The following is a 19,702-nucleotide window of genomic DNA, read 5'->3' on the forward strand; positions in this document are numbered from 1 at the left end:
GTGCTCGCCGAGGTGCTCGCCGTCGGGTCGGCCGCCGCGGCCGGGTCGGCGGTGGTCGCCCAGCAGCGGGCCACCCACGAGCTCGGCGCGGCGGACGCGCGGCTCCTGCGCCGGCCGTGGTGGCTCGCGGGGACCGGTGCCTCGGTGGTCGCGAGCCTGCTGCAGGCCGTCGCGCTGGCGTCGGGCGCGGTGGTCGTGGTCCAGGCCCTGCTGGCGACGGCGGTGGCGTGGACGACGGTCGGCGAGTCACTGCTGGCCCGGCGGCTGCCGGGGCGCGGGCCGGTGCTCGGGGTCCTGCTCGCGATGCTCGGCCCGCTGCTCGTCGTCGTGCTGCTCGGGCCGGTCGAGGCGGCGGCGAGCACGCCGGTCGACCTCGCCGGACTCCCGGTCGCGCTGAGCGTGCTCGGCGTCGGGGCCGTCGCGGCCGGTGGCCTGTGGTGGGCGCGGCGGCGGCCCGGACGGCCCGGAGCGCTCGGGCTCGCGCTGGCCTGCGGGGTGGGCTACGGCCTCGGCGCCTCGCTGCTGGCGGTCCTCGCCCGCGACCTGGCCCGCGACCCCGGCGCCGCGCTCACCGACCCGCAGCTGGTCCTCGCCGGGCTCCTGCTGGTGCTGGCCGGCCCGGCGGCCTTCGTCGCGAGCCAGCGAGCGCTCGCCCGGGCGCGGCGGGCGGGGCCGGTGGTGACCGTGATCCTGCTCGCCGACCCCCTGACCGCGACGGGCATCGGGACGGTGTGGTTCGGCGAGCGCGTGGCCCTCGACGCCCCGACCGCCGCCGGGATCGTGCTGGCCGCGGGCCTCGCCGTGCTCGGCGTCCGGTTGCTGGACCCGGCGCGGGCGCGGGACCGGACCACGGTCGGACCCTCCTAGCGGCCGTCCACCCGGCGGGCGCCGAGCTGCGAGGTCAGCAGCTCCATCGCCGCCTCCTCCGGGTCGACCCGTGTGCCGCCGGCGGCGCCGCCCGGGTCGGCGGCGGCCTCGTTGTACATGTCCTCCTCGGTGACCTCGCCGTCCTCGGGCGGCGGCTCCGGCGGCGGGGGGACGTCCGACGGTCCGGGCGCGGGGCGGCTCGGTCGACGGATCTCGCGGGGCCCGCCGTCCCGGCCCTGCTCGCGGCCCTGCTCGCGGCCCTGCTCGCGGCCCTGCTCGCGGCCCTGGTCCCGGCCCTGCTCGCGCGCGGGCTCGGGCGGGGCGTCCTCGCGGCGGGGGCGCTCCGGGCGCTGGGGCGGGTCGGGGCGCCGGCGCGCGGGCTCGGGACGCGCGCCTCCCCCGCCACCCCCGCCGCCGTCCCCCGTGCCGTGCACGGCGTGCACCGTCCACTGCCCGGACAGCACGACCCCGAGCGCCGCCGCCACGTGGTCGGCGCGGTTGGGCTGGGAGAGCTGGCGCGCGAGCGGCGGCGTCGGCATACCGAGCGTGACCGTGGTGCCCTCGACCGCCGTGACCGTGGCGTTCTGCAGCAGCGCGTGGGTGGGCTTGTTGCGCTCGCGGACCTGGTTCATGACCTCCGGCCAGACCCGGCGCAGCGCCGCGGCGTCGACGGCGCCGGGCCCGGCCGACGCGGCGGGTGTCGGCGCGGGCTCCGGCCGCGACGGCTCCGGACGAGCGGGCTCGCTGCGCTGCGGCGCAGGCTGCTCCCGGCGCGGCGGCTCGGGACGCTGCGGTCCGGGACGCTGCGGCTCGCGGCGGGGCACGTCGCGCGGGGGGTCGTCGGTGCTGGCGACGGTGGCCGTCGGGCGGTCGGTGGGCGGGGCGACGGTGGCGTCGAGGTCGCCGGCACGGTCGGGGGCACGCTCGGGCCGGGGCGCGCCCTCGCCGTCGTCCGATCCCTCGCTGCGCTGCGAGGGGCGGCTGAAGCGGGCGGGGGCGTCGTCACCCGGCGCTCCGGCGGCAGGCGCTCCCGACGCGCCCAGCGCCAGGCGCCGCTCGACGCCCTCGAGGCGCTGGACCATCGCCGCGTCCTCGGACGACGCCGCGGGCAGCAGCATCCGCGCGCAGACCAGCTCGAGCAGCAGGCGCGGGGCCGTCGCGCCCCGCATCTCGGTGAGCGCGGTGTGCACGAGCTCGGCGTACCGGGCGAGCGCGGCGGGACCGAGGCGCTGGGCCTGGTCGACCATCCGCTCCATCTCGTCGGCGGGCACGTCGACCAGCCCGCGCTCCCCGGCGTCGGGGACGGCCTGGACGAGGATGAGGTCGCGCAGGCGCTGCAGGAGGTCGGCGGCGAAGCGTCGGGGGTCGTGCCCGGCCTCGACGAGCCGGTCGACCGCCCCGAACACTGCGGGCCCGTCCTGGGCACCGAGCGCGTCGACGACGTCGTCGAGGATCGCGACGTCGGTGACCCCGAGCAGCCCGACGGCGTGCGCGTAGGTGACGCCGGCGTCGTCCGCGCCCGCGAGCAGCTGGTCGAGCACCGAGAGCGAGTCGCGCGCCGAGCCCCCGCCCGCGCGGACGACGAGCGGGTAGACCGCCGGCTCGACGGTGACGCCCTCCTCGGTGCAGATGCGCTCGAGCAGCCCGCGCAGCGTGCTCGGCGGCAGCAGGCGGAAGGGGTAGTGGTGGGTGCGCGAGCGGATGGTGGTGAGCACCTTGTCCGGCTCGGTGGTGGCGAAGATGAAGATGAGGTGGTCGGGAGGCTCCTCGACGACCTTGAGCAGCGCGTTGAACGCCGCCGTCGTCACCATGTGCGCCTCGTCGATGATGAAGACGCGGTAGCGGGAGCTCACCGGCGCGAAGTGGGCGCGGTCGCGCAGCTCGCGGGCGTCGTCGACGCCGTTGTGGCTGGCCGCGTCCATCTCGGTGACGTCGAGCGAGCCCGGCCCGTTGGGGGCGAGCGCGATGCACGACTCGCACACCCCGCACGGCTCGGGCGTCGGGCCGCGCTCGCAGTTCAGCGAGCGGGCGAGGATGCGCGCGCTCGACGTCTTGCCGCAGCCCCGAGGCCCGGAGAAGAGGTACGCGTGGTTGATGCGTCCCGCCGCCAGCGCCGTGCGCAACGGCTCGGTGACGTGGTCCTGCCCGACGAGATCGGCGAACGTCGCCGGCCGGTACCTGCGGTAGAGCGCCAGAGCCACACGGCGAGGCTACGCGGAGGGTCCGACGACCGGACGCCGGTCCCACAGAGACAGGGGAGCACGCCGAGAGGGAAGGGGACCCCGCGCACCCGCCAGAGCCCGCTGACCCTTGCTGCCTTCCGGCCCTGGGGGAGTTCACAGGATGGACGCCGCGCGGGGTCCGTGCGCCAGTGTATCGAAGACGGCCAGCCCCTCCGTGCCCCCCGCCCCGACCCCCGGGACACACCGGGGGGAGCTGTATCGTCTCCCGCGGAGGATTGGCCGAGCGGCCTAAGGCGCACGATTGGAAATCGTGTTGGGGCAACACCCCTCACGGGTTCGAATCCCGTATCCTCCGCCACGCTGACCAGCACCGATGCCGGCCGACCCCTCGAGGGCCGGCCGGCATCGGTGTGTCGGGGCCGCGGTGTCAGCGCGCGGTCCCGGTGGTCGACGAGCCGGACCGGCTGCTCGTGCCCTTGGTGCCGGACGTGCGGCGCGCGGGCCGTGAGGCCCCCGACGACCCCGAGCTCTTGCGCGTCCCGCTCGCGCGGCGGCGCTCCCGGCGATCGGTGGCCTCGGCGCTGGCGGCGTCGACGGTCGCGACGGCCTCGGTCCCGGAGTCCCCGGAGTCCCCGGAGTCCCCGGAGTCCCCGGAGTCCTCGGCGTCGGCCGAGGCATCCGGGCCGATGTCGAGGGCCGCGATCACCTCGCCGGTCTCCGCGCCCGGGTCCGCGCCCGGGTCCGCGCCCGTGTCCGCGCCCGTCTCCGCCGCGGCGCCGCCCGTCTCGTCGTCCTCGGCGTCGACGGTCCCGCCGACCTCGACCCCGGCATCGACCCCGGCATCGACCCCGGCATCGACCTCGAGCACGCCACCCTCGACGGCGGCGCCCTCGCTGTCGGCACCCTCGCTGTCGGCACCCTCGCTGTCGGCACCCTCGCTGTCGGCACCCTCGACGTCGTCGCTCGCGCCGGCCTCGATCTCGTCCCGCTCGGTGTCGACGACGTCGGCCTCGTCGAGGTCCATCTCGACCACGCCGTCCTCGACGCCGCCCTCGCGCGCGAGGTCCGCGTCGCCGAGGACGGTCTCGCCGGGCCCGCCCTCGACCCCGGCGTCCTCGAGCCCCTCGACGTCGTCGAGCACGAGGTCCTCGGCATCACCGACGTCACCGGCCCCGGCGTCCCCGAGCCCGGCCACGTCGACGGGCGCGTCCACCCACGCACGATCGGTCTCGGCGTCCTCGTCCCCGGCCCGGTCGCCGAGCTCCGGCACCACGACCGGCACGACGGCCTCGGCGGGATCGACGGGCTCGGGCGTCCCGGCGACCGGCGCCGCGGCCGTGGCACCTCCCGACCTGCGCGCCTGCACCGTCGCCGACAGTCGCTCGGCCCCGTCGGCGACCTTCTCCCCGGCCTTCTCCCCCACGTCCAGCACCGGCGCCGATGCCTTCACCAGCGCGACCGCGAGGCGGCGCTGCGAGTCGATCATCTCGCCATAGATGCGGAACACGTCGTCGAACCAGCTCGCGACGGCATCGGACACCATCGGTGGCGTCCGCCCGTAGTCCTCGGAGGTCATCCGCACTCCCGTTCGCTCCTTGTCCTGGGGCCGCTCCGCGGTGTCGGGGGCGGCCGGATCGCCGGGTGGTGCCCGGCGCGTCGCGGCGACACGCGGGATGCGCGCGACGCGCCAGGGAGTCACGCCGACCGGTCCAGGCGGGTGCGCCGCCCGCCCGGGGAGGGTGCGCCCGGCGGCGAGCGGTGCGGCGGCTGATGACACGGTGTCCCCCGTGCGTGGATGCCTGGTCACCCTGCTCGTGCTCGTCGCGGTGGTCGTGGGCGTCGACTTCGGCGCCCGCTGGATCGCCGAGGACCGGGTCGCCGTGGCGCTGCAGGACTCCCTGTCGCTGCCCGCCGAGCCGGACGTCGACGTGCGCGGCTTCCCGTTCCTCACCCAGGCGCTGTCCGGCCAGTTCGAGGACGTCGGGCTCTCGGCGCCACACATCCCGTACGGCGAGCTGCGCGACATCACGCTGACCGCGGACCTCACGGGCGTCTCGGTGCCGGTGGAGAGCCTGCTGAACGGGCAGGTCCCCGAGATCCCGGCCGAGCAGGTCGTGGCGTCGGCGCGGGTGAACCCGACCGACCTCGCCCGTCTGCTCGACGTCGGGGACCTGACGATCGAGCCGCTCACCGAGGCCGACCTCGAGGCCCTGCGCGCCGACGCCGCGGCCGACGACTCCGGCGCGTCGGGCAGCAGCAGCGCACTGGCCGACGTCGATCCCGCCCAGGCGGTGCGCCTGAACTCGACGCGGACGATCGGCGGCCAGCAGGTCCAGGTCTCGGTCGTGGCGACCTTCCGCCTCTCGGGCGGGCGGATCACCCTGCAGGCCCGCGACATCCGCGCCGAGGGCGGCGAGGGCAGCAACGATCCTGCGGGGCAGGTGGCGGCGGCCGCGCTGCGCCGTCAGCTCTCCGGGTTCTCGACGAGCGTCGACCCCGGCCAGCTCCCGTTCGCGATCACCGCGACCGAGCTGCGCGCCGAGGGCGGCGAGCTCGTCGTGTCGGGGACCGCGCGGGACGTCGACCTGCTGGCCCGCCCGGGGTCGTGACACCGCACGCTGACACAGTGAGCGCCATGCCAGACAACGGGGCCGCCATCCGATGGGGCATCGCCGGCCCCGGCCGCATCGCCGCGAAGGTCGCCGAGGACCTCGCCCTGGTCGAGGGGGCCACGCTCGCGGCCGTCGGGTCGCGCTCGGAGGAGCGGGCCCGGGCCTTCGCGGACGCGAACGGCGGCGCCCAGGTGCGCGCCCACGGCAGCTACCGCGCGCTGGTGGACGACCCGGACGTCGACGTCGTGTACGTCGCGACCCCGCACCCGCAGCACGCCGCCTTCGCGGTCGCCTGCCTCGAGGCCGGCAAGGCGGTGCTCGTCGAGAAGGCGTTCACCGCGACGCTCGCCGGGGCGTGGCGGGTGGTCGACACCGCACGCACGAGCGGTGTGTTCGCGATGGAGGCGATGTGGACGCGCTTCCAGCCCGCCGTCGTGCGCCTGCGCGAGCTGATCGCCGAGGGCGCCATCGGCGAGCCCCGCTCGGTGCAGGCCGACCTCGGCACCGTCCGCGACGTCGACCCCACCGACCGGCTCTTCGCCCCCGAGCTCGGCGGAGGTGCGCTGCTGGACCTCGGCGTGTACCCGGTGTCGTTCGCGCAGATGGTGCTGGGCACGCCGGACCGCGTCACCGCCGTCGCGTCGCGGGAGACCACGGGCGTCGACGCCGACGGGGCGATGCTGCTGGGGTTCCAGGACGGCCGCTACGCCACGCTGCACACGTCGTTCCACAGCCCCTCGCCGGGCCAGGCGCGGGTGTTCGGCACGACGGGCTGGATCGACGTCCTCCCGCGCTTCCACCACCCGAGCACGATCGTGCTCCACCACGACACGAACGACCCGGGCGAGCGGATCGAGCTGCCCGCGACCGGGGCCGGCTACTACCACGAGCTGCTCGAGGTCACGGAGTGTCTGCGCTCCGGGGCCACCGAGAGCACCGTCATGCCCCTCGACGACACCCTCGCCGTCCAGGGCGTGCTCGCGGAGGCCGCCGACCAGATCGGCATCGTCTTCCGCGAGGACGACACCGCCGTGTGAGGCGCTCCCCCTCTACCCTTTCCCTCCCGGATGGTGGGAGGTGGCATGACGGACCGTGAGCGCGGGACGGCGGCGAGCGCGCGGAGCACGTCGCCGCACAGCGGGCTGCGCCGCGCGACCACCGAACGCGCGATCCTCGACGAGCTCGCCGCCGAGTTCGGCCCGCTGACCCGCGCCGAGCTGTCGCGGCGCACCGGCATCTCGCCGCCCGCGATCAGCGAGGCCGTGCGGCGTCTCGAGGTCGACGCGGTGCTCGTGCCCGTCGGCCCGCGCTCCGGGGTGCCGGGGGCGGTCGCCACGCTCTACGACCTCGCGCCCGGCGCCGGCGTGGTCATCGCCGTCGAGATCAACCGTCGCGTCGTGCGCACCGCGGTCGCCGACCTCGCCGGCCGGCGCCTCGAGCACCTCGACCACGACCCGCCCGACGACGGCATCGTCGCGCCGCGCCTCGACGACGTGCTCGCCACGGTCGGCGGACGCTGGAGCGCCGAGGGCCGCCCGGTGCGGTCGGTGGCCGTGTCGATCGCGAACCCCGTCGACCCCGCCACCGGCCGGGTGGTCGAGCTGCGCGAGTCGGCGTTCCCCGCCGGCGTCGTCGGCGTCGACGACGTGCGCGGGGTCGACCGATCGATGGTGGTGCTCGACAACGACGTGAACTTCGCGGCGCTCGCCGAGCGCGACCACGGCGCCGCCGTCGGCGCGGCGACGTTCGCCTACCTCTACGTCGGCGAGCGGCACAGCGTCGGCCTGGGCCTCGTGCTCGACGGGGTGCTGATCCGCGGCGCCCGCGGGCTCGCCGGCGAGATCGGCTACCTCCCGCTCGGCGAGGGCACCGGGCGCTTCCGGTTCGGCGAGGCGATGGCGGCCCACGGGCTCACGCCGCCGGCCGACGCCCCCGACGATGCGCCCGAGGCGGCGGGCGACGACCCGGCCCTCGCCGCCGCCGGCCGCACGCTCGGCGAGGCCGCGGTGGCGGTGTGCGCGACGGTGGACCCGGCCCTGCTCGTGCTCGGCGGCCCGGTCGGCCTCACCCCGGGGCTGCGGCCGCACGTCGAGGCCACGGTCGCGGAGCTGGCCCCGCGCCCGGTGCCGGTGGTCGCCGGCGCGCTCGGGGAGACCGCGCCGCTGTGGGGCGCGCTGGCCGAGGCCCGGCACCGCGCGTGGGAGGGCCTGCTGTCCGGACGGCGGTAGGTGATCAGGCGAGCCACCCCGCCGCGTCCTCGACCAGCGCTCGCTGGGCGGCGTGGTCGTCGCGCGCGGCCGTGTCGGCGTCGCGGTGGGTGTCGAGCAGGACGTGGGTGGCGCCGAGCGCGCGCAGCTCGTCGAGGTCCGCGCGGATCTGGTCGGGGCGGCCCTCCCCGAGCAGGCGGTCCTCGTCGGGGCGCCGCTCCGCGGTGGGGTGCAGGACGATGCGCGGGGCGAGCGCGGGCAGCGGGCGCCCGGCGTCCTCGGCGGCGCTCCGCAGCCCCGGCGCCCCGGTGGTGCGCAGCCAGCCGACCGGCACCCGCAGCGGGTGCCAGGCCTGCCCGAGCTCCACCGCCCGGCGACGCGCGGCCGTGCCGTTGCCCCCGACCCAGACCGGCGGGTGCGGGCGCCGCCGGGGCCGCGGGCGGCTGTCGACGTCGGTGAAGGCGACGTGGCGGCCGTGGAAGCTGACGACGTCGTCGGACCACAGTGCGAGCAGTGCGCGCAGGTACTCGTCGGTGACCTCGCCGCGCCGGTGCGGGTCGAGGCCGAGCGCGGCGAACTCGTCGGCGGCCCAGCCGACCCCGACGCCGACGATCAGCCGCCCGTCGCTGAGCTGGTCGAGGCCCGCCAGGCTGCGCGCGGTGAGCAGGGGCTCGCGGTAGGGGACGACGAGCACCGTGGTGCCCAGCTCGACACGACGCGTGACGCCCGCGAGGTAGCCGAGCAGCGTCAGCGGCTCCCAGAACGGGCCGGGATAGGCGGCGGTGACGTCCGGGGTCGCGGCGACGTGGTCGCCGACCATGAGGAAGTCGAACCCCGCGTCCTCGACGACCGCCGCCCACGCCCGCAGCGAGTCCGCCGTCGCGGCCGGCCCGAAGTTGGGGACGGTGATCCCGATCCTCATCCGCAGGCCCGCACCGGGGACGCCGACACGGCGCCGTCCGCGCCCTCCCCGTCCCACGTCATCCGCACGGTCTGGCCCGAGCGCCGCGACCGCTCGGCGGCCCAGACGATGCGGTGGCTCGCGAGCGCCTCGTCCAGGCCGGTGAGGTTGGCGTCCGGGTCGTCGTGCGCGACGGCGTGCAGGAACGCCCGGACGAGCTCCTCGTCGCCCTGCTGGTGCGGGGCCCGCCCGTCGCCGGTGGTCAGCGTCTCCACCGTGGTCCGGGGGTGGGCGCGGAAGTCGTGGAAGCGCAGCACGGCGCCGTCGACCTCGACCGAGCCGTGCGTCCCGAAGACGCGCGTCTGGCGGGAGGCGGGCTCGGTGAACGCGGTGACGGTGTGCGTCGCGCTGACCCCGTTCGCGAACTCGAACGCGACGACCTGGTGGTCGACGACGTCGTTGTCGCCGCCGTAGACGCAGCGACCGTAGGGCCCGTCGCGCAGCGCGGCGTCGAGGGCCGCGGGCGTCGGGGCCTCGGTGACGGCGCTGAGCAGCTGCTCCTCCCAGTCGGGGTCGCCGAGGCACGAGCGGTAGAGCCGCGGCGCGGAGAACGGGCAGGTCGGCTCGACCGGGCAGTCCAGGCAGCGTGCGGCGGCGTCCGCCGGCCGGTGCTCGGGGCGGAAGTGGCTCAGCCGCCCGAAGGAGGACAGGCGCGCGGGGCGGTCGCCGACGAGGTGGGTCAGCAGGTCGATGTCGTGCGAGCACTTGGCGAGCAGCAGCGACGACGCCGTCTCCTCGCGCCGCCACGGCCCGCGGACGTAGGAGTGGGCGAAGTGCCAGGCGCCGACCGGCTCGAGGTGCTGGACGGACACGACGTCGCCGACGCGCCCGGCCCGCAGCGCGGCCACGAGCGCGCGCGTGGAGGGGGCGTAGCGCAGCGGGTGGCAGACCGTGAACTGCACGCCCGCCCGGCGGACCGCGTCGGCGACGCGCCGCGCGCCGGGCTCGTCGGTGGCGACCGGCTTCTCGCAGAGCAGGTGCACCCCGCGCTGCGCGAAGGCGACGGCGGGCTCGACGTGGTCGTGGTCCTGCGTGGCGATCACGACGACGTCGAGCCGGTCGGCCCCGCGCTCCGCGAGGTCGGCCCAGTCCGCGTACCGCGCCGCGGCGGGGACGTCGTGCGCGTCGGCGATCCGGTCGCGCCGCCCCGCGTGCGGCTCCGCGATCGCCGCGACCCGCCCGCCGGCGCGGTGGACGTGCCGGGCGTGCAGGCGGCCCCGGCTGCCGGCCCCGACGATGCCGACGCGGACCGGACCTGCCCCGAGGCTCACCCTCGCTCCTCCCGCCGGAACCGTCCTGTGCTCCCCCCGGCCCCTCATCTTGCCCCCGGACGGGCGACCCGAGACAGCCGGTGACCGCAGCCATGCCCCCGCTCGGCGGTGCGAGCAACACCACGTTTCGAACGTCCGATCGGCGTTCGTTACGTTCCCGTGACCTGAACATTGGTCCTGTCAGCTCCCCACCACTCCGGCGGACGGTCTCTCCCGGCTCGCCCGAAGGGACCTCCTTCATGCCCGGCAAGCACCACACCGCGCCCCGGCCACCACGTCGTCCGATCGCGAACAAGAGATCCGCGACGACGGGCCCCCCGACCGGCATGCACCGGCGCCGGTTCCTCGGCTACCTCATCGCCGCCCCGACGCTCGCGGTCGGCGCGAAGCTGACCGGCGACTCGCTCCTCTCCGCCGAGGCGCTGCCCTCGCCCGCGCCGGAGGTGTCGGAGGTCTACGACCTGTCCGACCTCCTGCTGGACTCCACCCGCCCGACCGCGAACCTCATCACGGTCGTCGTGAACTCCGACGGGACGGTCTCGTTCACCATCCCGCGGGCCGAGAGCGGGCAGGGCATCACCACGACGGCGGCGATGCTCATCGCCGAGGAGATGGGCATCGACGTCTCCGACGTCACCGTCGACCTCGCCGACGCGCGACCGGAGCTGCTGTTCAACCAGCAGACCCAGGGCTCGGCCTCCGTCATCTCGATCTACACGCCGGTCCGGGTCGCCGCGGCGCTCGCCCGCGGGCGGCTGGTCGAGGCGGCGGCGACGATCCTCGGCGACGAGGCCGAGAACCTCCGCACCACCGCGGGCCGGGTGCTGTCCACCGGCGGCTCGAGCATCCCGTTCGCGGAGCTGGCCGCGGCCGCGGCGAACGAGGTGACCCGCGAGGCGGTCACCGAGCTCAAGGCCGTCGACGAGTTCGAGATCATCGGCAAGGGGCAGCGCCGCGACGACGTCGTCGCCGCGGTCACCGGGCGCAAGAAGTACACGATGGACCTCGACGTCCCCGACGCGCTGCCGACCATGATCGCCCGGCCGCCGACGATCAAGGGCACGGTCGAGTCGGTCAACAACCTCGCGCAGGTCAGGGGCATGCCCGGGGTCACCGACGTCGTGGAGATCTCCACCGACGCCGAGCCCGGTCGCGGCACCACGTCGTCCGCGGTGGCGGTGCGGGCGCGCACGTTCGGGCAGTGCATCGACGCCGTGAACGCCCTGGACATCACCTGGGGCCGCGGCAACGTCGACGGCGAGTCCGACGCCTCGATCCTCGAGCAGCTGCGGGCGGCCGACGCCCCCGCCAACCTGCCCTCGCCGGGGCCGGTGGACGAGGTGGGCGGGCGGCTCCCGCTCGTCACCGAGCCCGTGGGCGACGTCCTCGACGGCGTCGGGGCGGTGGAGACGATCGACCAGGAGTTCGTCTTCTACTGGCGCAGCAACGCCGCCATGGAGCCCAACGTCGCCATCGCCGACGTCCGCGACGGCGAGGCGGAGGTCTGGACGCCCAGCCAGATCCCGATCGTCACCCAGACCCAGCTCGCCCAGGTGCTGGACCTGCCCCAGAGCCAGGTCACCGTGCACGTCCCGCGGGGCGGCGGGGCCTTCGGCCGCCGGCTGTTCAGCGACGCCGCCCTGGACGCCGCGCGGGTGTCGAAGAAGGTCGGCAAGCCGGTGCGGCTCATGTGGCACCGGGCCGACGAGTGCCGGGCCGGGCGCGTCCACCCGATGTGCATCTCCCGGGTGCGGGCCACCTACAGCCCGACCGCCGGCGAGGTCGTCAGCTTCGAGCAGCGCCACACCAGCGTCGCCACCGACTACACCGAGTCGTTCGGCGACATGATCACGTCCCAGGCCGCGAAGCTCCCGTTCGCCAACGAGCTCACGCTCTCGCAGACGGTCTTCCTGCTGACCGCGAGCGTCCCGTACGACCTCGGCGCCATCGCGCTGGGCTACAACGAGATCTTCGACTTCGACCGCTTCGCCACGGGCAGCGTCCGCAACCTCAACAACCAGGACTTCCGGCCCGCCCAGGAGCTCGTCGTCGACCAGCTCGCCGAGCGGCTCGGCGAGGACCGCCTCGAGTTCCGGCGCGACCGCGTCGAGGACGAGCGCGCGAAGGCCGTGCTGGAGGCCGTCCGCGACCAGGGCGGCTGGGGCGAGGACCTGCCCGAGGGCGTCGCGCAGGGCGTCGTCGTCCACAACGAGTACAAGGGCTCGGTCGCCGTGCTCGCCGAGGTCGACACCCGGCCCGCCACCGCCGAGCGGGAGATCCCCGGCGCGACGACGGGACCGCGGGTGCGCAAGGTGACCGTCGCGGTCGACGTCGGCCTGCCCATCAACCCGCTGGGTCTCAAGGCGCAGATGGAGGGCGGGGTGATGACCGGCATCGCCCACGTCTTCACCGGCAGCCTGCACCTGCGCGACGGGAACTTCCTCGAGGGCAGCTGGGACGACTACCGCTACACCCGGCACTGGAACGCGCCGCCGGAGATCGACGTGATCGTCATGCCGCCGAGCGGCGACCGCCCCGGCGGCGCCGGCGAGCTGGCCGTGGGCGCGGCGACGGCCGCCGTGGCCTGCGCCTACGCCCGCGCCGTCGGGGAGATGCCGACCAGCTTCCCCATCGGCCACACCAAGGACGTCCCGTTCGAGGTCAAGGACTTCGTCCCGCCGCTGCCCCCCTCGCCCACGGACGGCCTGGAGGCGTACCCCGCGCCGTCCGCGGCCGGCCCGGCGTTCAACCCCGCGAGCTGAGGAGCCCCCCATGCCTCCCCGCACCCTGTCCGTCAACGGCCGTCAGGTGACGGTGGACGTCGAGGACGACGTCCGCCTGCTCTGGGTGCTGCGTGATCTGTTGAAGATCAACGGCCCGAAGTACGGCTGCGGCATCAACGTCTGCAAGGCCTGCACGAGCCACATCAACGGCCGCGCCTTCAACCCCTGCTCCGTGCCGGTGGGCCGGATCCGGCCCACGGACGAGATCACGACGATCGAGGGCCTGCCCGACACCGTCGGCGCCGACCTGCACCCGATGCAGGAGGCGTGGATCGACCGGGACGTGCCCCAGTGCGGCTACTGCCAGCCCGGCCAGATCATGGCCGCCGTCGACCTGGTCAGGAAGGTCAAGGCCGAGGGCGGGTCGGTCACCGACGACGACATCGACGAGATCCGCAACATGTGCGCCTGCGGCACCTACGCCCGCATCCGCGAGGCCATCAAGCAGGGCGCCGAGAACATGTGAGCCCGGCTCCTCCCCACGCCCTCTCCCCACGCCGTCTCCCCACCGGAAGGACCCGTCATGACCGGAGCACTGAGCCCGTCCCACTGGCTGATCATCCTCGTCGTCCTGCTGCTGCTGTTCGGCGCGAAGCGCCTGCCCGACGCCGCCCGCGGGATCGGCCGGTCGCTGCGCATCTTCAAGGCCGAGACCTCGGCGCTGGCGGAGGACGACAGGACCGGCGCCACGAAGGTCGAGGACGCCGCGCCCGCGGCCGTGGAGGGCGCGACGGTGACCGCGCCGCCGACCCGCACCACGAACGGCACCACGGTCTGAGCGCGTGACCACCCTGACGCGCCCCTGGGCGCAGCGGCTGCGGTGGTGGCCCGGCCGGCGACGGCGCGACCCCGAGGCGACGATGTCGGTCCTCGACCACCTCCTCGAGCTGCGCCGCCGGCTGGCGTGGGCGCTGGTCGCGCTCGCGGTCGGGACCGTGGCCGGCTTCGTCTGGTACGAGCACGGGGTGCTCGGTGTCCCGAGCCTCGGCGCGCTGCTCATCGAGCCCTACTGCTCGCTGCCCCCGTCGGCGCGGGCCGGGCTGAACGGCACCGACTGCCGCCTGCTCGCGACCGGCCCGTTCGACCAGTTCCTGCTGCGGGTCAAGGTCGCGGCGACGGCCGGCGTGGTCCTGTCCGCGCCGGGCTGGCTCGGGCAGCTCTGGGCGTTCGTGACGCCCGGGCTGCGCCGGCACGAGCGCCGCGGCGCCGTGGTCTTCACCGGCACGGCCTCGCTGCTGTTCGCCGGCGGGGCGGTCGTGGCCTACCTCGTCGTGGCCCAGGCGCTCCGCTTCCTGCTCGGCATCGGCAACTCGGTGCAGACGACGGCGCTGCGCGGCGACGAGTACTACTCGCTGGTGCTCTCGCTGATGGTCGTCTTCGGCGTCGGCTTCCTGACCCCGCTGGTCGTCGTCATGCTCAACCGCGTCGGCGTCGTCTCCTACCGGCGGTTGGCGAGCTGGCGGCGCGGGATGATCTTCGGTGCCTTCCTGTTCGCCGGGATCGCGACCCCGGGCGGCGACCCGATCTCCATGGCGGTGCTCGGCCTCGCGCTCTGCGTGCTGCTCGAGCTGGCCGTCCAGGTCTGCCGCCTGCACGACCGCCGCCGCGCGCGGCGCGACCTCGGCTGGGCGGACCTTGCCGACGACGAGGCCTCGCCGCGCCCCGACGCCTCCCCGCTCGCGGACGGGAGGTGACCGTGCTCGGTCTCGGCATGGGGGAGCTCGTGCTGCTCGCCCTCATCGGGTTCTTCGTCATCGGCCCGGAGCGCCTGCCCGGCGCCATCCGCTCGCTCGCCCGCGTCGCCACGCAGGCCAAGGGGTACGCGGCGTCGGTCCGGGAGCAGGTCGACACGGCCGCGGACCTCGCCGAGGTGCGCCGCCAGCTCGACGAGCTGCGGGAGCCGCTGGCCGAGATCCGCTCCGCGGACCCCCGCCGGGCGGTGCGGGAGGCGTTGCGGGACGCAGCACCCCCGGGTCCCCGCACGCGCGCCTGAGGGTCACGCCCGGGGGCGCCACAGCGCGCCCTCGAGCGCCTCGGGGCTCCCCGCCGGCGCCGCCCGCAGGTCGCCCAGCTCGTCGCGGTGCTCGGCCAGCGCGAGCGCCGAGAGGGCGGCGTCGAACGCGTCCTCGGTGGCGACGACGTCGTCGAGGAGGGCCGCGGGGATGCGGGGGTCGGCGCCCGCCACCGCCCGCCGGGCGGTCGCCGAGCGCTTCACCACCGGCCCCGTGTGCACGCGCGGGTAGATCTCCACGAGCGTCGCGGGGCCGGCGTCGTCGAACGGCCACACCGCGAACCCCGCCGCGCGCAGCCGCGCGAGGTGCGGCATCCCGCGCAGAGAGCCCGTGCCGACCGCGCCGGCGCCGCCGATCTGGAAGGTCGAGCGCGGGTCCAGGCCGTCGGCGCGCGCCGCCTCCTCGGTGACGCGGAACCCCGGCCGCGCCGGGTCGAGCGGCGGCCGCGGCGTCGCGCCGCGGCCCCAGAACGGCGGGCGGCACTCCCGCAGCCACCGCTCGCCCTCGCGCGCGACGAGGTCCCAGAGCGCGGCGACGTCGGCGCACCCGTGCTCGCGCGCGAACCAGGCGGGCAGGGCGAACGAGAAGTCGAGGCCCGCCACCAGCGGGCCCGCCGCGGCGCGCTTGCGCAGGAGGGCCGCCACGCCGTCCCGGTCGAGGCCGCCGCGCACCGCGACGAGGCGCCCGGGCTCCGCGGTCGCGACGCGGATGCGCCGGTGGGCCGCACGTGCGTCGCCCGACCAGTCGACCGCGATGGCCTCCACGGCCCTCCTCCCACGCTTCCCCGACCGCGCCGCTCACCTCGGCCGACCTGCCGCTCGTCGCGCCGCACCCACCGCTGGTCCCGCCGTACCCGCCACCACGCTTTCCGGTGGCCCTTCGTCGCACCGATTGCCGGGCCTCCCCCGGACGGGTTGAGTCCGATCTGGCCGTTCACCGCAGCTGCAGATGCGACGAACGGTCTCCTTCGTTCACGCGTTCGCGAGGAGACCTCATGTTCCGACGCACTGCCGCCACCGCCTCGGCGGCGGTCGCCCTCACCGCTGCCGGGCTGTTCGCGGCCGCCCCGCTGGCCGCGGCCGACCCCGTCACCACCGACGACGACATCACGGGGATCAGCCTGCTCGACGACCTGACCGTGCTGCCCGTCCAGACCTGCGGGCTGGACGCGAGCATCCCGATCCTCTCCGACCTGCTCGAGCCCGGCGACGCCGCACCCGACGCGTCCTGCGCGATCGTGGACGACGCCGAGGACGACTGACCGCCGCGACACCCCGGGACCCCGGGCTCCGGGCGGCCCCGAGCCGTCCGGCGCCCGGGTCTCGCGTCGGGTCTCGCGTCGGGATTCGGCGTCGGTCAGCCGACGAGGACCCGGCTCGGCGCCTCCGCCGCGGTCACGGCGGGCATCCGCAGCCGCACCGCCGTGCCCACCCCGGGCCGGGTGTCGACGTGCACGTCGCACTGCGAGCCGAACGTCGCGTGCAGCCGGCGCGAGACCTCGGCGATGCCGCCGTGGCGCCGGTCGACCTGCGACGCCGCGCGCGTGGCCTCCGGCCCCATGCCGGCGCCGTCGTCGGACACGGTGATGACGCAGTCGGCGCCCGAGCCCGACGCGAAGACGCTCACCGAGCCCCCGCCCGGCACGGGCTCGATGCCGTGGCGCACCGCGTTCTCCACCAGCGGGGCCACGACGAACGGCGGCACCAGGACGCCGCGGACCTCCGGGGCCACCGCGACCTCGGCGCGCAGCCGCTGCCCGAAGCGCGCCTGCTCGAGGGTGAGGTAGCGCTCGGCGTTGAGGAGCTCGTCGCCGACCGTGGTGAGCTCGCCGCCCGACCGGAACGAGTAGCGGGTGAAGTCGGCGAACTCGGTGAGCAGCTCGCGGGCCCGTCCCGGGTCGGTGCGGACGTAGGCCGCGATCGCGGTGAGCGTGTTGTGCACGAAGTGCGCCGAGAACCGCGACCGCAGCGCCGACTCCACGTCCTCGCTCGACGGGGCCGCGACGACGTCGGCGACCCGGGCCGGGGTGCGGGCATGGGTCCGCGCATCGGCGACCTCGAGGTCGTCGAGCTCCAGGTCGGTGTCGACCACGGGCGCGGAGAGCACCGGCGCGGCGACGGTGGCGGGGTGCGCCGAGCGCAGGCCCTGCCAGATCGGGCGCTCGAGCAGGCCGGTCGCGGTCCAGCGGCGGTGCTCGACCTGCCCGACCAGCCGCGGCGCCAGCCAGTGCACCGTGCCGCCCGCGTCCTCGGGCAGCGGGGTGGCGAACGGGCTCACCGAACGCTCCAGGCCGCCGAGCAGCCCGTCGAGCTCGCGGCGCGCGGCCGCGGTGACCCCGGTGACGACGCGGCCCGAGTAGCTCAGCCCCGCCTCGCCCGGCACACCGACGAGCAGCGCGCCCACCGCGTCCGGTCGCCCGCGCGCGGGGACCCAGCCGCCGACGACGACGTCCTGGGTGCGCCGCACCGGCGTCTCGATCCAGCTCCGGGAGCGGCGACCGACCTGGTAGGTCGACTCCAGGCGCTTGGCGACGACGCCGTCGAGCCCGTAGCGCCGGGCGGTGTCGACGACGGCGTCGGCGGCGACGCCGGTGAAGAACGGCGGGATCACGACCCTGCTCCCGGAGAGATCGAGCTCGGCGAGCAGCTCGCGGCGCTGGCGGTAGGGCAGTCGGCGTGTCGAGGCGCCGGCCACCTCGAGGACGTCGAAGACGTAGAAGGACACCGGCACCTGGGCCTGGAGCACCTCGGAGGGGTGCGCGACGCGGTGGCGGCGGCGCAGCTTGCCCGCGCTCGGCCGCCCGACCCCGTCGAGCGCGACCACGACGCCGTCGAGCACGAGGCCATCGGTGTTGGTCCACGGCGCGGTGACGCCGAGCTCCGGGAAGTGCGAGGTGACGTCGCGGCCCGCGTCGGTGACGAGGCGCAGGCCGTCGGGGCCCGTGCGCGCGAGGCAGCGCAGCCCGTCCCACGCGAACTCGAACGCCCAGCCGGCGCCGCGCGGCACGTCGCCGGCGCTCGCGAGCATGGGGCGCCCGGGCGAGGCCTCGGTGGCACCCGGCAGTCCGGTGGCGAGGGTCGCCACGTCCGTCATCGGCGCCCCTCCCCGACCCGTCGCGCTGCCGTGCCGGCGAGGTGATCGCCGGCTCGGTCCACGGTAGACGCGCACCGCGACGCTGACACCGTCGTCGCGGACGCGGCGCGCGCGAACTGCGACCGGGGACCACCGAGCAGCGACGAACGGTGGAACGGCGCGTGGCGCGCGGGTCACACCCCGGCCGGGGAGAGCGTCAGCCCGCCACCAGACCGACGGCGACGACCGTCGACGGCCGGGGCGGCACGGGCCCGCTGGCCTCGACGGACACCGCCCAGCCACGGGGCGCCGGTGTCCCCGGACCCGGTGCCGGCGCATCGCCGAGCGGGCGTGTCACGCCGTCGTCCGGATCCATGACCGCCACCGCCTCCGGCGCGTTGCCGGGCAGGCCGGTGGCCCACACGACGTAGTCGCGCGCGGTCCCGGTCGACGGGAGGTCGAGCGCGACGAGGCGGACGCCGGCGGTGGGGTCTCCGGGGTCGAGCAGGACGGCGACCGGGGCGCCGGTCTCCCCGCGCAGGACGGTCGCGCGCACCCCCGGGTCGGCGGCGCGGGCGTCGGCGACCACGCGGTCGGCGCGCTCCTCCGTCGCGGTGACCGGCGTGTCGGGCACCGGCGAGCGCGTGGGCAGCACGCCACCCGCGACGACGAGGACGAGCCCCAGCACGACGGCGGCGACGAGCGCGCCGGCCGTGGCGAGGACCGGGCGGCGGGCCGGCGCCGGGGTGGACGGGGGCGCGCTGGGAGGCACGGTGGGGGGCGAGGGCTCGCGCCCGCGCTCGGCCCGGACGGTCTCGAGGAGCCGGCCGCGCAGCGCGGGCGGCGGGTCGGTCTGCGGCACCGCGGCCCCGAGGGCGGCGACGATCTCCGCCGCCGCGGCGAGGGTCCGGCGGCAGGCCGCGCAGTGCGCGAGGTGGGCCCGGAACGCCAGATCCTCCTCGGGCTCGAGCGCGGAGAACGCGGCACCGACGGCGTCGGCGTGCAGGTCGCAGGTGCTCACGCCAGATCCCCGAGCGCGTCGGCCGCCGACGCGCCCAGCACCGGCCCGAGCAGCACGCGCAGCCGCGCGACCCCGGCGAACATGCGCGACTTGACCGTGCCGATCGGGACGCCGGTGAGGCTCGCGACCTCGCGCTGCGAGTAGCCGCCGTAGTAGGCGAGGCCCAGGGCGGTGCGCTGCTCGGTCGGCAGCCGGTGCAGCGCGGCGCGCACCTGCTCGCCGATCACCGCGCCCAGCGCCTGCCGCGCCGCCGACGGACCGCCCGCGGGGACGCCCTCGTCCGGCTCGCCGGTGGTCGGGTGGTGGCGGCGCCGGGTGGCCTCGCGGCGCACGGCGTCGACGGCCTTGTGGTGCACGAGCGTCATGAGCCAGCCCGCGACCGTGCCGCGCGACGGGTCGAAGCGGGCGGGGTCGCGCCACAGCGCGAGGAACACCTCCTGGACGACATCCTCCGCCAGCCCGTCGTCGCCGCAGATCCGCCGCGCGAGCGAGTACGCCGGGCGCCCGTAGCGCTGGTAGAGCTCGTCGAGCGCCGCCTGCTCCCGCCCGGCCAGGCGGGCGACCACGGCGGCGTCGAGGCTCGCCGGGCCGTCGGTGTCGGGCTCGGCCTCCTCCGCGGCTGGTGCGGTGTCCGCCGGCATCACGGGCAGGGCCACGCGGCCACCTCCTCGTCGGTTCCCGGGCATCGTTCGCCCACGGGTCGTCGGCGGTTC

At 76.4% G+C, this 19,702-nt stretch carries 18 protein-coding genes, 1 tRNA gene and 1 other RNA gene; 11 read left to right on the top strand and 9 right to left on the bottom strand.

Going from position 1 to position 19,702, the window contains the following annotated elements:
- The gene (locus PH190_RS18905; protein WP_274233082.1) at positions 1–867 is read left to right on the top strand and encodes a DMT family protein; all 867 of its coding nucleotides are present in this window, start codon (positions 1–3) and stop codon (positions 865–867) included.
- Here PH190_RS18905 and PH190_RS18910 read toward each other — a convergent pair.
- Both PH190_RS18910 and ffs read right to left on the bottom strand, forming a co-directional pair.
- Positions 864–3,068, bottom strand: a complete 2,205-nt coding sequence (locus PH190_RS18910) for a DNA polymerase III subunit gamma and tau (RefSeq protein ID WP_274233083.1) — start codon at positions 3,066–3,068, stop codon at positions 864–866. The two genes, PH190_RS18905 and PH190_RS18910, sit on opposite strands and share 4 nt — an antisense overlap.
- Positions 3,069–3,138: 70 nt before the next feature.
- Positions 3,139–3,233: signal recognition particle sRNA small type (gene ffs, locus PH190_RS18915), an RNA gene on the bottom strand.
- 86 nt (positions 3,234–3,319) lie between these two features.
- Here ffs and PH190_RS18920 point away from each other — a divergent pair.
- A tRNA-Ser gene (locus PH190_RS18920) sits at positions 3,320–3,408 on the top strand.
- A 69-nt stretch (positions 3,409–3,477) separates the two neighbouring features.
- Here PH190_RS18920 and PH190_RS18925 read toward each other — a convergent pair.
- Positions 3,478–4,626, bottom strand: coding sequence for a hypothetical protein (locus tag PH190_RS18925; RefSeq protein WP_274233084.1), 1,149 nt, complete (start codon positions 4,624–4,626; stop codon positions 3,478–3,480).
- A gap of 211 nt (positions 4,627–4,837) precedes the next feature.
- On the opposite strand from PH190_RS18925, the gene PH190_RS18930 reads away from it, so the two are divergent.
- The 3 genes from PH190_RS18930 to PH190_RS18940 are packed head-to-tail and all read left to right on the top strand — an operon-like array spanning position 4,838 to position 7,890.
- Positions 4,838–5,659 carry an LmeA family phospholipid-binding protein gene (locus PH190_RS18930; RefSeq protein WP_274233085.1) on the top strand — a complete coding sequence of 274 codons (822 nt, stop codon included), beginning with the start codon at positions 4,838–4,840 and terminating at the stop codon, positions 5,657–5,659.
- Between the two features lie 26 nt (positions 5,660–5,685).
- The gene (locus PH190_RS18935) at positions 5,686–6,699 is read left to right on the top strand and encodes a Gfo/Idh/MocA family protein (protein WP_274233086.1); all 1,014 of its coding nucleotides are present in this window, start codon (positions 5,686–5,688) and stop codon (positions 6,697–6,699) included.
- Positions 6,700–6,744: 45 nt separating this feature from the next.
- The gene (locus tag PH190_RS18940) at positions 6,745–7,890 is read left to right on the top strand and encodes an ROK family transcriptional regulator (RefSeq protein ID WP_274233087.1); all 1,146 of its coding nucleotides are present in this window, start codon (positions 6,745–6,747) and stop codon (positions 7,888–7,890) included.
- 4 nt (positions 7,891–7,894) lie between these two features.
- Here the strand turns inward: PH190_RS18940 and PH190_RS18945 are convergent, their stop codons facing one another.
- Together PH190_RS18945 and PH190_RS18950 are read right to left on the bottom strand one after the other, a co-directional pair.
- On the bottom strand, positions 7,895–8,791 hold the full coding sequence (locus tag PH190_RS18945; RefSeq protein ID WP_274233088.1) for a TIGR03619 family F420-dependent LLM class oxidoreductase: 897 nt from the start codon (positions 8,789–8,791) through the stop codon (positions 7,895–7,897).
- The gene (locus PH190_RS18950) at positions 8,788–10,101 is read right to left on the bottom strand and encodes a Gfo/Idh/MocA family protein (protein ID WP_274233089.1); all 1,314 of its coding nucleotides are present in this window, start codon (positions 10,099–10,101) and stop codon (positions 8,788–8,790) included. The genes PH190_RS18945 and PH190_RS18950 overlap by 4 nt, the downstream gene beginning before the upstream one ends.
- A gap of 239 nt (positions 10,102–10,340) precedes the next feature.
- On the opposite strand from PH190_RS18950, the gene PH190_RS18955 reads away from it, so the two are divergent.
- Genes PH190_RS18955 through tatB form a run of 5 tightly spaced genes read left to right on the top strand, consistent with a single transcriptional unit; the run spans position 10,341 to position 14,877 of the window.
- Complete coding sequence (locus tag PH190_RS18955; RefSeq protein WP_274233090.1) at positions 10,341–12,863, top strand: molybdopterin cofactor-binding domain-containing protein; 2,523 nt, start codon at positions 10,341–10,343, stop codon at positions 12,861–12,863.
- Between the two features lie 10 nt (positions 12,864–12,873).
- Positions 12,874–13,350: a (2Fe-2S)-binding protein gene (locus tag PH190_RS18960; protein ID WP_274233091.1), complete on the top strand. Its 477-nt coding sequence runs from the start codon at positions 12,874–12,876 to the stop codon at positions 13,348–13,350.
- A gap of 57 nt (positions 13,351–13,407) precedes the next feature.
- On the top strand, positions 13,408–13,662 hold the full coding sequence (gene tatA, locus PH190_RS18965) for a Sec-independent protein translocase subunit TatA (protein ID WP_274233092.1): 255 nt from the start codon (positions 13,408–13,410) through the stop codon (positions 13,660–13,662).
- Between the two features lie 4 nt (positions 13,663–13,666).
- Entirely contained in the window at positions 13,667–14,578 is a 912-nt protein-coding gene (tatC, locus tag PH190_RS18970) for a twin-arginine translocase subunit TatC (protein WP_274233093.1), read from the top strand.
- On the top strand, positions 14,575–14,877 hold the full coding sequence (tatB, locus tag PH190_RS18975; protein ID WP_274233094.1) for a Sec-independent protein translocase protein TatB: 303 nt from the start codon (positions 14,575–14,577) through the stop codon (positions 14,875–14,877). The genes tatC and tatB overlap by 4 nt, the downstream gene beginning before the upstream one ends.
- Positions 14,878–14,880: 3 nt before the next feature.
- Here the strand turns inward: tatB and PH190_RS18980 are convergent, their stop codons facing one another.
- Entirely contained in the window at positions 14,881–15,660 is a 780-nt protein-coding gene (locus PH190_RS18980) for a hypothetical protein (RefSeq protein ID WP_274233095.1), read from the bottom strand.
- A 230-nt stretch (positions 15,661–15,890) separates the two neighbouring features.
- Between PH190_RS18980 and PH190_RS18985 the strand changes: the two genes are divergently transcribed.
- Positions 15,891–16,157, top strand: coding sequence for a hypothetical protein (locus PH190_RS18985; RefSeq protein WP_274233096.1), 267 nt, complete (start codon positions 15,891–15,893; stop codon positions 16,155–16,157).
- Positions 16,158–16,252: 95 nt separating this feature from the next.
- Here the strand turns inward: PH190_RS18985 and PH190_RS18990 are convergent, their stop codons facing one another.
- From PH190_RS18990 to PH190_RS19000, 3 genes are all read right to left on the bottom strand, one after another.
- Complete coding sequence (locus PH190_RS18990) at positions 16,253–17,989, bottom strand: ATP-dependent DNA ligase (protein WP_274233097.1); 1,737 nt, start codon at positions 17,987–17,989, stop codon at positions 16,253–16,255.
- A 196-nt stretch (positions 17,990–18,185) separates the two neighbouring features.
- Positions 18,186–18,989, bottom strand: a complete 804-nt coding sequence (locus tag PH190_RS18995) for a zf-HC2 domain-containing protein (RefSeq protein WP_274233098.1) — start codon at positions 18,987–18,989, stop codon at positions 18,186–18,188.
- Complete coding sequence (locus tag PH190_RS19000; RefSeq protein WP_274233099.1) at positions 18,986–19,645, bottom strand: RNA polymerase sigma factor; 660 nt, start codon at positions 19,643–19,645, stop codon at positions 18,986–18,988. Before PH190_RS19000 ends, PH190_RS18995 begins: the two co-directional genes overlap by 4 nt.
- Positions 19,646–19,702: the final 57 nt, after the last annotated feature.

Source organism: Actinomycetospora straminea (assembly GCF_028737255.1).
In the GTDB taxonomy this organism is placed as follows: Bacteria; Actinomycetota; Actinomycetes; order Mycobacteriales; family Pseudonocardiaceae; genus Actinomycetospora; species Actinomycetospora straminea.